The 14,759-nt window shown below is 73.2% G+C and carries 13 protein-coding genes and 1 pseudogene; 11 read left to right on the top strand and 3 right to left on the bottom strand.

What is annotated here, in order from left to right:
- Positions 1-71 precede the first annotated feature (71 nt).
- From ACFY2L_RS27110 to ACFY2L_RS27080, 7 genes are all read left to right on the top strand, one after another.
- Positions 72-980: a GNAT family N-acetyltransferase gene (locus ACFY2L_RS27110; protein WP_390661585.1), complete on the top strand. Its 909-nt coding sequence runs from the start codon at positions 72-74 to the stop codon at positions 978-980.
- Between the two features lie 234 nt (positions 981-1,214).
- Positions 1,215-2,789: a sensor histidine kinase gene (locus ACFY2L_RS27105; RefSeq protein ID WP_390661586.1), complete on the top strand. Its 1,575-nt coding sequence runs from the start codon at positions 1,215-1,217 to the stop codon at positions 2,787-2,789.
- Positions 2,786-3,193, top strand: a complete 408-nt coding sequence (locus tag ACFY2L_RS27100) for a roadblock/LC7 domain-containing protein (protein ID WP_390661587.1) — start codon at positions 2,786-2,788, stop codon at positions 3,191-3,193. Before ACFY2L_RS27105 ends, ACFY2L_RS27100 begins: the two co-directional genes overlap by 4 nt.
- On the top strand, positions 3,190-3,537 hold the full coding sequence (locus ACFY2L_RS27095) for a DUF742 domain-containing protein (protein WP_390661588.1): 348 nt from the start codon (positions 3,190-3,192) through the stop codon (positions 3,535-3,537). Before ACFY2L_RS27100 ends, ACFY2L_RS27095 begins: the two co-directional genes overlap by 4 nt.
- Positions 3,518-4,144, top strand: coding sequence for an ATP/GTP-binding protein (locus ACFY2L_RS27090; protein WP_390823671.1), 627 nt, complete (start codon positions 3,518-3,520; stop codon positions 4,142-4,144). Before ACFY2L_RS27095 ends, ACFY2L_RS27090 begins: the two co-directional genes overlap by 20 nt.
- Entirely contained in the window at positions 4,141-5,358 is a 1,218-nt protein-coding gene (locus ACFY2L_RS27085) for a cytochrome P450 (RefSeq protein WP_390661590.1), read from the top strand. Before ACFY2L_RS27090 ends, ACFY2L_RS27085 begins: the two co-directional genes overlap by 4 nt.
- A 2-nt stretch (positions 5,359-5,360) precedes the next feature.
- On the top strand, positions 5,361-6,596 hold the full coding sequence (locus ACFY2L_RS27080; protein ID WP_390661591.1) for a cytochrome P450: 1,236 nt from the start codon (positions 5,361-5,363) through the stop codon (positions 6,594-6,596).
- 158 nt (positions 6,597-6,754) lie between these two features.
- Here ACFY2L_RS27080 and ACFY2L_RS27075 read toward each other — a convergent pair whose 3' ends face one another.
- Positions 6,755-9,094: a heavy metal translocating P-type ATPase gene (locus ACFY2L_RS27075; protein ID WP_390661592.1), complete on the bottom strand. Its 2,340-nt coding sequence runs from the start codon at positions 9,092-9,094 to the stop codon at positions 6,755-6,757.
- A 362-nt stretch (positions 9,095-9,456) separates the two neighbouring features.
- On the opposite strand from ACFY2L_RS27075, the gene ACFY2L_RS27070 reads away from it, so the two are divergent.
- Together ACFY2L_RS27070 and ACFY2L_RS27065 are read left to right on the top strand one after the other, a co-directional pair.
- Positions 9,457-10,338: a universal stress protein gene (locus tag ACFY2L_RS27070; protein ID WP_390823670.1), complete on the top strand. Its 882-nt coding sequence runs from the start codon at positions 9,457-9,459 to the stop codon at positions 10,336-10,338.
- Between the two features lie 166 nt (positions 10,339-10,504).
- The gene (locus ACFY2L_RS27065) at positions 10,505-11,086 is read left to right on the top strand and encodes a DUF4383 domain-containing protein (protein WP_390661594.1); all 582 of its coding nucleotides are present in this window, start codon (positions 10,505-10,507) and stop codon (positions 11,084-11,086) included.
- A 107-nt stretch (positions 11,087-11,193) separates the two neighbouring features.
- On the opposite strand, the gene ACFY2L_RS27060 is transcribed toward ACFY2L_RS27065, so the two are convergent.
- Both ACFY2L_RS27060 and ACFY2L_RS27055 read right to left on the bottom strand, forming a co-directional pair.
- On the bottom strand, positions 11,194-12,294 hold the full coding sequence (locus tag ACFY2L_RS27060) for a MerR family transcriptional regulator (RefSeq protein ID WP_390823752.1): 1,101 nt from the start codon (positions 12,292-12,294) through the stop codon (positions 11,194-11,196).
- A 204-nt stretch (positions 12,295-12,498) separates the two neighbouring features.
- Positions 12,499-12,813 (bottom strand): annotated as a pseudogene (locus tag ACFY2L_RS27055) (SRPBCC family protein); the annotation flags it as partial.
- Between the two features lie 286 nt (positions 12,814-13,099).
- Here ACFY2L_RS27055 and ACFY2L_RS27050 point away from each other — a divergent pair.
- Together ACFY2L_RS27050 and ACFY2L_RS27045 are read left to right on the top strand one after the other, a co-directional pair.
- On the top strand, positions 13,100-13,801 hold the full coding sequence (locus ACFY2L_RS27050) for an SDR family NAD(P)-dependent oxidoreductase (protein WP_390661597.1): 702 nt from the start codon (positions 13,100-13,102) through the stop codon (positions 13,799-13,801).
- A 109-nt stretch (positions 13,802-13,910) separates the two neighbouring features.
- Positions 13,911-14,612 (top strand): YqjF family protein, encoded by a 702-nt coding sequence (locus ACFY2L_RS27045; RefSeq protein ID WP_390823669.1) that lies wholly within the window; start codon positions 13,911-13,913, stop codon positions 14,610-14,612.
- The last annotated feature ends 147 nt before the right edge of the window (positions 14,613-14,759 follow it).

Raw genomic sequence — 14,759 nt, 5'->3', positions numbered from 1 at the left:
CTCCCCTGTCCCGGCGTGGTTCGTGAGTCGTGACCGGGAGCGCTCCCATCAGTCGGTATCCCGGAGGATTCATGACCGATCCGGTCATCCGCACGCTCTCCACGAGCGATGCTCATCTCTTCGACGCACTCCCCGACCCACTGGGCGCCCGTGAGGGCCATCGGCGTACCCGGTTCCGCCCCGACTGGAAGCGCGTCGCCCTGCGCGACGGCGAGGTCGTCGCCCGCGGCGCGTGGTGGGGCGGCCCCGACGACTCGGAGCCCGTCAACATCAACTGGTTCGACGTGGCCGAGGGCGAGGAGGAGGCCGGGGCCGAACTCCTGCGCTCCGCTCCCTGGCAGGTCGAACTCGAGATCAACCTGCCGGGCGGCCGGCGGGACAGGCCCGATCTGCGCGCCGCCGCCGAGGCACGCTTCGGCGCCGCACGAGCCGCCGGGTACGAACTCCTGGTGGAACGCTTCCTGTACCGCTGGACACCGGAGCGAGGTCTGCCCGAGCGGCCCGGACGCCTGCGCTTCAGCGCCGAACCCGACGACACCGTGTTCTTCGACGTGTTGCGCCGCATCCACTCCGTCACCCTGGACGTCCACGCGCTCAGGGCCATCGAGGAGGGCGGCCTCGACCGGGCCGCCCAGGAGGAACTCGACTTCTTCCACTGGTGCCCCTCCCCACGGGAGTGGTGGCAGGTCGCGCACACGCCGGAGGGCGACCTGGCCGGCATCCACATCCCGGCCCACAACCCCTCCGGCCCGACCATCGGCTTCATCGGAGTCGTCCCGGAACAGCGCGGTCGCGGCTACGCCTACGACCTCCTCGCGGAGTGCACCCACTTCCTCGTCGAGCGGGGCGCGGAGTTCGTCGGCGGAGCGACCGACCAGGGCAACTTCCCCATGGCCGCGAACTTCGCCAAGGCCGGCTTCCCCGTCAGCGGCGAGCGCATCAACTTCCGTCCGGCGGCCGGGCGGTCCAGCGGGGGGTAGCACACGGTGTCCGGTCCGGCCCGAGGCCGGGCCGGACCGGCCCCGCCTCCCGCGCCGTTCCGGCGCCACTCCGCCGAAGCGGTTCCTGTGAAAAGGCTCAACCCTGTTGAGAGTGATCAAAACTCTCGTATAGTGACGCCCGGTTGATCAATGACTACAGCTTTCTGTGCACAATCCGCCCCCTAGGATCACACAAGGGCCGTGCTCCCGAACGGCCTCCCAAGGACCTGAGCGATGACCGCGCCCGCCCCTTCCGGCGAACGATCCACCGTTCGCTCGCTGCTTCCCCTCCCGCTGCTGACCGCGGCCCTCGCCGCCCTCGCCGTCCTATGGGCCGTCACCTCCGTACCCGCGTCGGCACGGACGATCGTGGGCGGGGGCGGCGCGATCGCCGGGGTCCTGCTCTGCACGGCCGTCACCGTCGCCGTACGGGCCCGGCGGTCCGTGCGAGCCGTGAGTGCCGCGCTGCGGACGATGACCGCCGACGCCGAGCGGGTCACCCGCGAGCGCGACCTCCAGGCCGAGCAGTGGCGCCGTGAACACCAGCGGCACACCGACGCCGCCGCACACGAACGAGCCCGGCTCGCCGAGGAGTTCACCCGCGAGCGGGCCCTGCGCGCCAAGGAGGCGGAGGTCGAACGGGCCCGGCTCGCGGCGGAGGTGCGCAGCCTGTCCGAGCAACTCGCCCGCGCCGTCGGCGAACGCGACACCGCCGTCGCGGCCACCGCCAACGCCGCCGCCCGGATGCAGGCCCTGGCCACCGGCACCCTGGCCGACCTGCGCGCCATGGAGGAGCGGCACAGCGACGAGGACGTCCTCGCCGACCTGCTGCACCTGGACCACCGCACGGCACAGGCCGGCCGTCTCGCCGACTCCATCGCCGTGCTCACCGGCGCGCGATCGGGACGCCGTTGGGCGCGCCCCATCTCCATGGAGTCCATCCTGCGCGGCGCCATGGGCCGGATCAGCGGCTACCAGCGCATCCGCCTGCACTCCGTCAGCGACGTCGCCGTCGCCGGGCACGCGGCCGAGGGCGTGATGCACGCCCTCGCCGAACTGCTCGACAACGCAGCGAACTTCTCGCCCCCCAACGCCGAAGTGCACGTCTACGTCGAGGAAGTGCCCGCCGGCGCCATCGTCTCGGTGGAGGACAGCGGGCTCGTCATGAGCGACGTCCAGCTGCGCCGCGCCGAACAGGCCGTGGCCGGCGACGTGACCGGGCTCGGCGGACTCACCGGCACCCGGCTCGGCCTGGCCGTCGTCGGACGGCTCTCGCGCAAGCACGGCATGAAGGTGTCCTTCCGGCCCTCCGCCCGGGGCGGCACCGGGGTGCTCATGCTCATTCCCCAGGACATCCTCACCCCGGCGCCGAGCCCGGTACAGCTGCCCGCGGACCCCCGCCCGCACAGCGCCCCGACCCGCGTCCCGGACCCGGACCGCGGCACCCCGGCACCCGCCGAAGCCGCCCCGTCCCCGGACCGCGCCCAGCCCCACGAGGAGACCGGCACCACCCCGGAGGCGGGCGGCCTGCCCAAGCGCCGGCGCGGCCGCACCCTGGCCGCCGCCGAGAGCGCACGGGCCGCCCAGGCCACCCGGCGCCCCACCACCACACCCGAGGACATCCGCGCCCGCGCCAGCCGCTTCGGCGCCTTCCGCCAGGCGGTCCGCGCCACCGACCCGGCGGAGCGCACCGGCGGCCACCCGCTGCCGGCCGGTACCGACGACCCGCACACCACGCCGTCCCCCCGCACCGAGACGACCCCCGACAGACCCACCCCCTCGCACCCGGAAGGCGACACCACCTCATGACCGGCACGACGACCGTCGACGAGAAGCTCACCTGGCTCATCGAAGGGCTCCTGGAGCGCACCCCCGGCGCCCGGCACGCCCTCGTGCTCTCCCGCGACGGGCTGAAGCTGTGCCGGACCCCGGAACTGACCGTCGACCAGGCCGACCAGCTCGCCGCCATCGCCGCCGGGATCCAGTCGCTCTCGCACGGCGCCTCGGTCGAGTTCGGGGACGGCAGCGGAGGCGTGCGCTCCTCGATGACCGAGTTCTACGGCGGCACCCTGTTCATCGTGGAGGCCGGCGAGGGCGCCCACCTGGCCGTGGTCACCACCGAGGAGGCCGAACCCGGTCTCGTCGGGCACAACATGAGCGAGCTGGTCGAACAGCTCGGGGAACATCTGACGGCCCAGCCCCGCACGGCATGAAGCGGCCGGGCAGGGACGACGCCCCCGACCGGCTCTACACCCTCACCGGGGGACGCAGCCGGTCCGGGCCCGACAGTCCCTTCGACCTGGTGACGCTGGTGGTGGCCGAGAGCGACGCCGCCCCCGGCATGCAGTCCGAGCACGCGGCGATCCTCACCCTGGTGAAGGCGCCCACCGCCGTGGTGGAGGTCGCCGCCGAACTGGGGCTTCCCGTGAGCATCACCAAGATCCTGCTGTCCGACCTGCTCGCCGCGGGCCGGGTCAGCGCCCGCCACCCCCGCAGCTCGGTCCTTCCCGACCCCGACATCCTGGAGCAGGTGCTCGTTGGACTCCGCAACCTCTGAGGCGCGTACGCCCCTCGGCGCCTCCGCCGACAACGGTCTGAAGATCGTCGTCGTGGGCGGCTTCGGTGTCGGAAAGACGACCATGGTCCGTTCGGTCAGCGAGATCCGTCCCCTCAACACCGAGGAGACGATGACCAGGGCCGGCGAGACGGTCGACGACATCAGCGAGATCCGCGGGAAGACGTCGACCACCGTGGCCTTCGACTTCGGCCGGATCACCCTCGACGCCCGCAACGTGCTGTACCTCTTCGGCGCGCCCGGACAGGAACGCTTCTGGTTCCTGTGGGACCGGCTGTTCTCCGGCACCCTCGGCGCGGTCGTCCTCGTCGACATCCGCCGGATCGACGACTCCTGGTACGCGATCGACCGGCTGGAGCGTCACGGTACGCCGTTCATCGTGGCCTGCAACGACTTCGGCGGCCCCCGCCACTCCCACGACGACGTCCGCGCGGCCCTGGACCTCGACCCGCAGGTGCCGCTGGTCGACTGCGACGCCCGCTCCCGGGAGTCCAGCAAGCAGGTCCTCATCACGCTCGTCCAGCACATCCAGAGCCGGTACGCCGGACAGACGGCCCACGCCGCCGCATCACCACGGGAGTTCGCGTGAGCACCGACGCCGTTCCGCTCAGCGGACCGCGCTTCCAGACCGAACCGGCCCGGCTGTACCGGGAGATGCGCGCCGAGCACGGTGCCGTCACCCCCGTCCTGCTGGACGGCGGAGTCCCCGCCTGGCTCGTCCTCGGCTACCGCGAACTGCACCAGGTCACGGGTGACCCCGTCCTGTTCAGCCGCGACTCCGACCTGTGGAACCAGTGGGACACCATCCCCGGCGACTGGCCCCTGCTGCCGATGATCGGCCGCAAGCAGCCGTCCATCCTGTACACGGTCGGCGACCGCCACCGCCAACGCGCCGCCATGATCAGCAACGCGCTGGAGGCGAGCGACCCCACCCAACTGCGCCGCCACGCCGAGCGGTTCGCCGACGAACTGATCGACGCGGTCTGCGCAAGGGGAACGGCCGACCTCATCGGCCAGTACGCCATGCTGCTGCCCGTCCGCGTGCTGGCACGGCTGTACGGCTTCTCCGACGAGGAGGGGCCTGGCCTGGTCACCGCGCTGAACGACATGATCGACGGCCGTGAGCGCGCCCTGGCCGGCCAGAGCCATCTCGCCACCTCCATGGGCGAGTTGCTCGCCGCCCGCCGCGCCGCGCCCGCCGACGACGTGGTCTCCCGCATGCTGGCCGACCCCAGCGGCTTCAGCGACGAGGAGATCGTCCAGGACCTGATGGTGATGATGGCGGCCGGGCACCAGCCCACCGCCGACTGGATCGGCAACTCCCTGCGGCTGATGCTCACCGACTCCCGGTTCGCCGCCTCCCTGTTCGGCGGCCGCAACAGCGTCGCGGAGGCGATGAACGAGGTCCTGTGGGAGGACACGCCCACCCAGAACGTCGCCGGCCGCTGGGCCTCCCGCGACACCCACCTCGGCGGACAGCACATCCGCGCCGGAGACCTGCTCCTCCTCGGCCTCCAGGCGGCCAACTCCGACCCCCAGGTGCGTCCTGTCGGCGGCGACCTCACCGGCGGCAACAACGCCCACTTCTCCTTCGGGCACGGCGAGCACCGCTGCCCGTTCCCGGCCCAGGAGATCGCCGAGGTGACCGCCCGGACCGCCATCGAGGTCGTCCTGGACCGGTTGCCCGACATCGACCTCGACGTCCCCGCCGACTCCCTGACCCGCCGCCCCTCGCCCTGGCTGCGCGGGCTGACGGAACTGCCCGTGCGGTTCACCCCGACCCCTGCCCTGGGAGGCAACTGATCATGACGTCCGGCACCGAAGAGCTGCGCATCGCCCTGGATCCGTTCGTCACCGACCTGGACGGTGAGAGTGCGAGGCTGCGCGCGGCCGGGCCGCTGGCCGCGGTCGAGCTGCCCGGGGGAGTGCCCGTCTGGGCCGTCACCCGGCACGCCGAGGCCAAGGCGCTGCTGACGGACCCCCGCCTGGTCAAGGACATCGAGGTGTGGGGCGCCTGGCAGCGCGGCGAGATCCCGCCCGACTGGCCCCTGATCGGTCTGGCCAACCCCGGCCGCTCCATGCTGACCGTGGACGGCGCCGACCACCGCAGACTCCGCGGCCTCGTCGCCCAGGCCCTCACCCCGCGCCGGGTGGAGACCCTGCGCAAGCGGATCACCGAGCTCACCGAGCAGCTGCTGGACCGGCTGCCCGCCGACGCCGACGTGGTCGACCTCAAGGCGGAGTTCGCCTACCCGCTGCCCATGTACGTCGTCGCCGACCTCATGGGCATCGAGGAGAGCCGGCTGCCGCGGCTGAAGGAACTGTTCGAGAAGTTCTTCTCCACCCAGACCCCGCCCGAGGAGGTCGTCGCCACCCTCGTCGAACTGGCGGGGATCATGGCCGAGACGGTCGCCGCGAAGAAGGCCGCGCCCGGTGACGACCTGACCAGCGCGCTCATCCAGGCCTCGGAGGACGGCGACCGGCTCACCGACGAGGAGATCGTCTCCACCCTCCAGCTCATGGTCGCCGCCGGCCACGAGACGACCATCTCCCTGATCGTCAACGCCGTGGTCAACCTCTCCACCCACCCCGAGCAGCGCGCGCTGGTCCTCTCGGGAGAGGCGGACTGGTCGGCGGTGATCGAGGAGACCCTGCGCTGGTCGACCCCGACCTCGCACGTGCTGATCCGGTTCGCCACCGAGGACGTGCCGGTCGGCGACCGGGTTCTCCCGGCGGGCGACGCGCTCATCGTCTCCTACGGGGCGATAGGCCGCGACGAAGAGGCGCACGGCCCCACCGCCGGTGACTTCGACATCACCCGCGAGACCCGGACCCGCCACATCTCCTTCGGCCACGGCCCGCACGTCTGCCCCGGCGCGGCCCTGTCCCGCCTGGAAGCGGGTGTGGCGCTGCCCGCGCTGTACGCCCGCTTCCCCGGACTCGACCTCGCGGTGCCGCCTTCGGCTCTGCGCAACAAGCCCGTGGTCACCCAGAACGACCTCTTCGAACTGCCCGTACGGCTCACCCCCTCGGCCGACTGACGCCACGTCGGGACTTCCTCCCGCACCCCCTGACCCCGTCGCCCGGCGCCGCCTCCCGTGAGGTGGTGCCGGGCGACGGGAACCCCGGCAGGGCGGCGCGCCCGCGCCGAACGCGCGGCCCGTTGACTCCCGCCCCGCGTCCCGGGACGCGGCCGTGCTCACGGGGCCAGCGAGAAGTAGTTCTCCTCCTCCTGGGTGAAGTGCAGGCGCAGCACGGTGTTCAGGCCGTAGAGGCTGGAGCGCAGATCGTCGAGCTGGCCGGGGGTGAGACCGCCGTCGGCGTGGGCCAGTTGCAGGTGGGTGGCGATGCGCCGCGAGAGGCGTTCGATCTCGGCGTGGGCGCGGCTCATGGTGGCGGTGGCCTCGGGGCCGCCGAGGGCGGGGGCCAGGGCGGGGTAGAGCTGATGCTCTTCGGCGTACTCGTGCGGCAGCAGCCGTTCGGTGAGCAGCCGGTGGGTCTCCTCGACCGCCGAGAGCGCCTTGGGGCCGGGGCCGTCGGACAGCAGGTCGGCGGCGTCCCGTACGGCTTCCAGGACGTCCTGGAGGTCGTCGTGCTCCGCCGCGAATCGGTGGATGAGCGCCTCGGCACCGGGCGTGAGGGCCGGCCGCGCGGCCTGGTCGACGCGCAGGGCGCGCAGGGCGTTGAGGATGACCGCGACGTCGATGCCCTCCTGGAGCAACGCGCCGGCGGCGGGCGGCAGAAGGCCGAAGGCGGCCACGGCCATGGCGGCGAGCGACATCAGCATGCCGCCGAGCGCGCTCTGCACGGCGATGCGCCGGGCCCGTACGGCGATGGAGACGGCGTCGGCCAGACGCTCGACGCGGTCGGTGGTCAGGACGATGTCGGCGGCCTCGGAGGAGGCGGTCGAGCCCCGCGCCCCCATGGCCACGCCGATGTCGGCGGCGGCGAGCGCGGGTGCGTCGTTGACGCCGTCGCCGACCATCACGGTGACCGCGCGGTCACGCTCGGCGCGCACGACGGCGACCTTGCCGGCCGGGCTGAGCTCGGCGCGCACGTCGTCGAGACCGAGGACGGCGGCGACCTCGTGGGCGGGTTCGGCGCGGTCGCCGGTGAGCATCATCAGCCGTTCGATGCCCGCGGCCCGCAGATGACGCAGGGTGCGGGGCGCGTCGGGCCGTACCGGGTCGCGCAGCAGGACGGCGCCGGCCGGCTGTCCGTCGACGGTCAGCCAGGCGACGGCGGCGCCGTCGAGCAGGGCCCGGTTGTCGGCGGCGCGGGCCCAGGAAGGCCGGACGTCCGAGGGGTCGAGACGGCCGACGTAGACCCGGTGCCCGTCCACCGTGCCCGAGGCGCCCCGTCCGGGTTCCTCGGTGACGTCCGACGGAACCGACAGCTCCAGCTTGCGTTCCCGGGCGGTGTCGACGATGGCGTGGGCGAGGACGTGCGGCGAGTACTGGTCGAGGGACGCCGCCAGGCGGAGCACCTCCGCGGGCCTGCCGCCGGGCGCGGCGGTCACGTCCAGGACGCGGGGACGGCCGCCGGTGAGGGTGCCGGTCTTGTCCAGCAGCAGGGTGCGGGCCCGGCCGAGGTTCTCCAGGGCGCCGCCGTCGCGGATGACCACGCCGAGCCGGGAGGCCCGCGAGAGTCCGGAGACGATCGCGACCGGCGCGGCCAGCAGCAGGGGGCACGGCGTCGCGACCACCAGGACCGCGACGGCCCGTACCGCGGATCCACTGATCAGCCAGGCGAGTCCCGCCACCACGAGCGACAGGGGAAGGAACCAGGCCGCGTAACGGTCGGCCAGCCGCACCACGGGCGCGGACTCCGCCCCGGCCTGCCGGGCGAGGCGGACGATGCCCGCGTAGGTGCTGTCCTGCTCGGTCGCGGTCGCGCGCAGTTCGAAGGCGCTGCCCGCGTTGACCACACCGCTGCGGACCGTTTCGCCCCGTGGCCGCTCCACCTGGAGAGGCTCACCGGTCAGCACCGATTCGTCGAGGACGGCGGCGGTGCTCTCCACCCGGCCGTCGACGGGGACGACTTCGCCCGGACCCACGACGAGCAGATCGCCGACCCCGACCTCGGCCAGCGGCACGGTGTCCACCCCCGCGTCCGTGCGGCGGCGGGCGGAGCGCGGTGCGTGTTCCAGCAGGGCGCGCAGATCGTGGGAGGCACGCCGCTGCGCGGCGGCCTCCAGGGTGCGGCCGGTGGCGAGCATCAGCGCGATCAGGGCCCCGGCCAGGTACTCGCCCACGGCCAGGGTGCCGCCGAGGGCCAGCACGGCGATCAGGTCCACGCCCGCACGCCCGTGCCGCAGCGCGTCCACCACCCACCCCATCGCGGGTACGACGGCGGATATCGTGCCCAGGGCCCAGAACAGGTCCGCGAGGCCGCCTGCCCCGACGAGCCAGGCGACGCCGCCGGCCGTCAGAGCAGCCGCCGTGACGGCCAGGAGCGCGGGTTCCAGCCGTGGGGACACGATCGCGCCGGTCAGACGGCGCAGCCGTGCCGTGACGGTGATTCCGGTGGGGTTGTCCATGGCGCACCTCGGTCCGTCCGGTTGCGACGACCTTCGCTTCTCTCCTGTCCAGCACATCGCACTGTTCGGCCCTCACGCCAGGGGACGAACGGCCCCCTCCGCCGGGCCGTACGCCGGAGCCCGCCGCCGGGTCCGGGCGCCGCCCGTGTGCGGGAGCGGCAGGGGGTGTCCGAGTCGGACAGCGCGTCGCCCGGCCCGTACGGGGGCGACGGCCGGCGTCCCGGTCACGCGCGGCGTGCGGGGCGGCAGGGCCGAGCGGTCCCTCGTACGGCCGGACGGCCTGTGGCCCCGCGGAGCGGCGGCCCTGATGCTGGGAACGGAAACGGACGCGCCCCGGCGGCGCTGTGGGATGGGAGAACGCAGTGAGTGATCCGGTGATCGTGGGTGTGGACGGTTCCGCGTCCAGCCTGGCCGCGGTCGAGGTCGCGGCCCGGGAGGCGCACCTGCGCGGGACGGAGCTGCGGATCGTGCACGCTTTCGGGCATGCGCCCGGACACCTGCCGGCGGGGGCCCCGCCGTGGAGCCCGGCCGACCACGGTCTGGAGCCGATGGTGCACGGGGCGCTGGTCCGCGCCGAGGAACGGGCGCAGGCGGTGGCGCCGGGCATCGAGATCACCCGGTCGGTGGTGGCCGGGGAGGCGCTCGAGGTGCTGGAGATCGAGTCGCGTTCGGCGGCGCTGGCGGTGGTCGGCAGCCGGGGAGTGGGCAGCTTCGCGGGGCTGCTGCTCGGTTCGACGGCGGTGCAGCTGGCCGCCCACGGCCACTGCCCGTTGATGGTGGTGCGCGGGCGCCCCGATCCGGCCGGTGCGGTGGTGCTGGCGGTGGACGGTTCCCCGGCCGGCGAGGCGGCGGTGGAGTTCGCGTTCGCCGAGGCCGCGATGCGCAAGGCACCCCTGGTGGCCGTGCACGTGTGGAACACCTGGAGCGAGCGGGCCTACGAAGGTCCGGGCGACCCTCTGACCGCCGTGGTGACCGATGAGGAGCATCTGCGCGCGGCCGAGCAGCACCTGCTGGACGAGGCCGTGGCCTCCTGGCAGGAGGTCTTCCCGGACGTCGCCGTGGAACGGCGACTGCTGCGTTCCCGCATCCGCCCGGCCCTGATCGACGCCAGCCGGGAGGCACAGCTGGTCGTGGTCGGTGCCCGCGGGCGGGGTGGCTTCGCCGGTCTGCTGCTCGGCTCGGTCAGCCAGGCCGTGCTGCACCACGCGCACTGCCCCGTCACCGTGGTCCGCGGCAAGGAGTGATCAAGCCTCGGCAGATCCCGCCCGTAGCCGACCGCCACCCGGTCAGACCTGAGCACCGAGTGCAACCGAACGGTGCTTTTGTGGTGAATGGTCTGCTGAGTGGCCGACCCCCGGCGCTGCTCCGCGGAACGCGGCGACGCGTTCACGCATCGGGAAAGGATTCGCCATGAAACTCAGCGACGAACTCCCCGTGGATCACAGGCTCGCCACGGTCTACCGGTACGGCGCCGCCTTCTGCGGTCTGACCCTGCTCGTCTTCGGCGCCCTCGGTTTCGCCGACGAGCTCAGCCCGTTCAGCACCGACGGGGAGCACCTCGCGGGCATGTCGACCAACGGTGTGCTGAGCCTGATCTCCGTCGTCGTGGGCCTGTCCCTCGTCGTCGGCGGCATCGTGGGCGGAAACTTCGCGTCGACGCTCAACATGACCGTCGGCGCCCTGTTCCTGCTGAGCGGATTCGCGCACATCTTCGTCCTCGACCGGCCGGCCAACATCCTGGACTTCGGGATGACCAACGTCATGTTCAGCTTCGTCATGGGGCTGATCATTCTGACCTTCGGCATGTACGGGCGCGTGTCCGGCAAGCTGCCGCACGACAACCCGTACTGGCGTCGCCGTCACGCCCGTGAGGCGGCCCGCGAATCCCTCGCGGCCCGGCGCAGGGAGCGGGGCGAGGGACATCCGCTGCCCGCGGGCGGCTCGGCTCCTCCGCAGCCGCTCACCACGGCGAACGCGCAGCCCGTGGAGTAGGGCGAGGGGACTCGGCCGGTACGTCGTCCCCGCCCCCATGCCGGGGCGGGGACGACGTACGCCTGCCACCCGAGCCGGACGAGGCCCGAGCCGGACGAGGCCCCGGCTCAGGCGTCCAGGGCCAGAGGATGCCCGAGGTCCTGCGCGTCGAGCATGCTCAGGGCTTCTCGCAGGTCACGCGGGCGCGGCAGTCCGGAGGGCTGTGTGCGCCGCCAGCCGGGACCGGTGAGAAGAACGCGGCTCTGTGTCCGCGCCCCCCGGATGCCCCAGCGGGTCGAGGCGACATGGTGCGCCAACGGGATGTTGGCCGTGGCGGCCGACTGCGACCACAGGACCACGGCACGCGGACCCACCCGCTGCACCGCTGCCACCAGGGCTTCGGCCGGGACGGCGCTGCCCAGCATGAGGGTCGTCACAGCGCGCTCCGCGAGCGCCGCGTTGAGCGCCTCGAGCGGGAGCGTGTGCTGCTCGCCCGGCACACACGCCAGGATGACCGGCGCCGAAGGCGACGCCGTCCGGGCGGAGGCGGCACAGACGTAGACATGACGGATCGTCGCCGAGACGTGCCACGACAGAAGGTGCTCCACCTCCACGTAGCGCTCACCCGCCGACCGCCACTTGCGCCCGACGGCCTGGAGGGCCGGAGCCACGATCTCCTCCCACGTGACGACCATCCCATGGGTGCGGACCGCCGCCGTGAGAAGTTCCTGGACGGCGACTGCGTCCAGCCGGACGGCGGCCCGTGCGAGGCCTCTGCACTCCTGGCGCACATGGCCCAGGGGCAGGCCGCTGCCGGACCGCGAGACATGGGCGGGCACGGGCAGGGGCGCGGGTAGGGCTGGCGGAGCGGCGGCGGAACCGTCCGCGGGCCGTGGGAGCTGGGACGGCATGTTCCGGGTGCCGTTCCCGTGGGCTCGTTTCCTCGCGCTCTTCGCGGACTTCGCGCCCCTCGCGGCTTCCGCGGCCTGCGCCGCCCTCGCGGCTTCCGCGGGTGGAATCCCGGCGGCCGTCAGCCGGCACATCTCGAGGACCGTGGCGACGTCGTCGGGCATCCACCGGCGATGCCGCCCCTTCGCCCTGGCCGCCGGGCCCAGGCCGTACCTGCGGTCCCAGGAACGCAGGGTCGTGGGCGAGACGCCCAGACGTCTGGCGAGGGAACCGGTGGTCACGCCGGCCTCCGGGGACACCTCCTCGTCCGGCTCGCTCACGTCCACGGGGAGACGACCCCGGGGAGGCGGGCCCTGCCGACCGCCCGGGGTGAGCCGGGTCTGTCCCTCCTGGTCACTGGGGGCGGCCTCCTCCGGGCGGCGGGGTGCCCAGGGCGCGGTCGAGGCCTCGGGCAGACGTTCGGACACCTCGTCGCCGAGCCGCTCGAACTCCCGCTTGAGCAGGGGAGTGGCCAGGCGGGCCAGTCCGTTGAATTCCACGCGCGCCCGGTAGGTCAGCCGTGTGCGTCCGCCGTCGTCCTCGAAGCGCAGGTCGTCGGTGGAGGTGGCCGTCTTGTTCTCGCCCACGAAGGTCAGATGGTCGGGATCGAAGCGGACCAGCCGGTAGCGCAGCTCGGTGCGGCGGCCCCGGAACTCCGACACGTTGCGCCATTCCGATCCCACGGACAGGGCTCCGCCGCCGACCCGGTCACACGTCACGGTGCCCGGGTCCCACATCTCGGTGTTCGAGAAGTCGGCAAGAAAGCCCACGACCTCGGCCAACGGCTGGTCCACTGTCATCACTCGCTCGACTTCGATCACAACGGTCTCCGTTTCCGTCATTCGTCCGCCGGTCGCCCTGCTGATTCCGGCATCTTCTGTTCCGCGCCAGTACGCCCCACGGATGCAGGGACCGGGACCGCGCCGTGCGGGTCGGTGCGGCCGTCCGGGGCGCCCGTTCCTCGACTGCATCCGGTCGGCGATCGACTGCGGAACCAGACAGGGGAGACCGGTCGGAGAGCGGTCATGGACGACCAGACGCGGGGCGATGGGTCGACCGGTCGGGGACGAGTCGGGAGGCTGCGGGATGGACATCCGAGGTTCGCGCATCCTGGTGCCCGGCGCCACCGGGGAGATCGGAGGGGCGCTCGCCGCCCGCCTGCACACCCTGGGCGCCCGCCTGGCACTCGCCGGGCGCGACCAGGATGCGCTCGCGCTTGTCTCGGCGGCGTGCGCGGACGCTCCCGCCCGCACCTTCGACGCCTGGGACCTCGACTCCTGCGCCCAGACGGTCGACTGGGCGGCGGCGGAGCTGGACGGCCTGGACGCGGTCGTCGTGTGCGTCGGCGTCGCCGCCTTCGGCCCGGCCCGGGAGGTGGGCGACGCGGTGTCCGAACACCTGGCGGCGGTCAACGCGCTGGCCCCCATGGCGTTCCTGCGCGCCGCCTCCGCGCATGTCTCCGAGGGCGGTGTCCTCGCGGCCGTCACCGGGGTCGTGGCCCAGGCGGCACCGGGGCGGATGGCGGACTACGCCGCTGCCAAGGCGGCGCTGGCCACGTGGCTGACGGCGGTCCGGCGGGAGCAGCGGCGCCATGGTGTGTCCGTGCTGGAGATCAACCTGCCCCACATGGACACGGGCTTCGCGGGAAGAGCCGTGGTGGGTGAGGCGCCGCCGCTGCCGCGGGGGCTGCGGGTCGGCGTGGCCGTGGCCGCCGTCGTCCAGGCGCTGCGCTCGGGGGCCGGGCTGATTCGCCCCGGTACCGGCACGGCGCTCGAAGTGGTCCGGTAGGACCGGTATGCCGACCGGACACCCCTTGCACGGCTCGCCGCCCGACCGGGCCCGGCCGCATCGGCCTGCGGAATCCCTGACCCCGCTGGCTCCCAGGCCGCTGCGGCGCGTGCTGTTCCGGCAGCACTGGCAGGACCTGGTGTTCCTGCACTGGCCCGCGGACCCGTTCGAGGTGTCCGGGCTGCTGCCGGCCGGCACGGTGCCCGATCTCCACGAGGGCCGGACATACGTGGGCCTGGTCTTCTTCCGCATGCACGACCTGGCCTTCGGCCGGACCCCGGCGCTGCCGTATCTGGGGAGCTTCGGCGAGGTCAATGTCCGTCTGTACAGCCGCGACGCCCTGGGCCGGCGCGGCGTGGTGTTCCGCTCACTCGACTGCGACAGGCTGCTGCCCGTGCTGGCGGCGCGTTTCGGTCTCGGGCTGCCCTACCGCTGGTCCCGTGTCAGCCGTCAGTGGTTCGACAGCCGGTTGCTGTACAGCACGAGGCGGCGGGACGGCGCGCGCCCGGGGGCACGCGTGTGGATCGACGTGGAGGACGAGCCTGCGGCTCCCGGGCCGCTGGGGGAGTTCCTCACCAACCGATGGGGACTGCACGAGCAGGCCCTCGGAAGGTCCTACTACCTGCCGAACGCTCACCCCGCGTGGTCCTTCCGCAGGTGCACCCTGCTGGGGTGGGACGACGGCCTGGTCCCGGCCGCGGGGCTGTCGAAGCCGGCCGGGGAGCCCGTCAGCGTCCTCTACTCTCCCGGGCTTCCGGTGCGGTTCGGCCCGCCCGTACCGCTGCCCGCCTCCGCCACGCGCTTCGCGTGACCCGCCACGGGTCCCCCGTCCGACGCGCGTCGCCCACGGTGTGACGGGAGCCCGTCGGCACCTGGCCGGAGGCGGATCCCTGCGCGGACTCTTTACGCCACTGTCATGTACGGGTAATCTCCCGACGCCTGCAAGGAGTTGCTAAAA

The sequence above is a fragment of the Streptomyces sp. NPDC001381 genome (assembly GCF_042895685.1).
Classification (GTDB): domain Bacteria; phylum Actinomycetota; class Actinomycetes; order Streptomycetales; family Streptomycetaceae; genus Streptomyces.
This window is presented reverse-complemented; position numbering and strand designations above follow the sequence as displayed.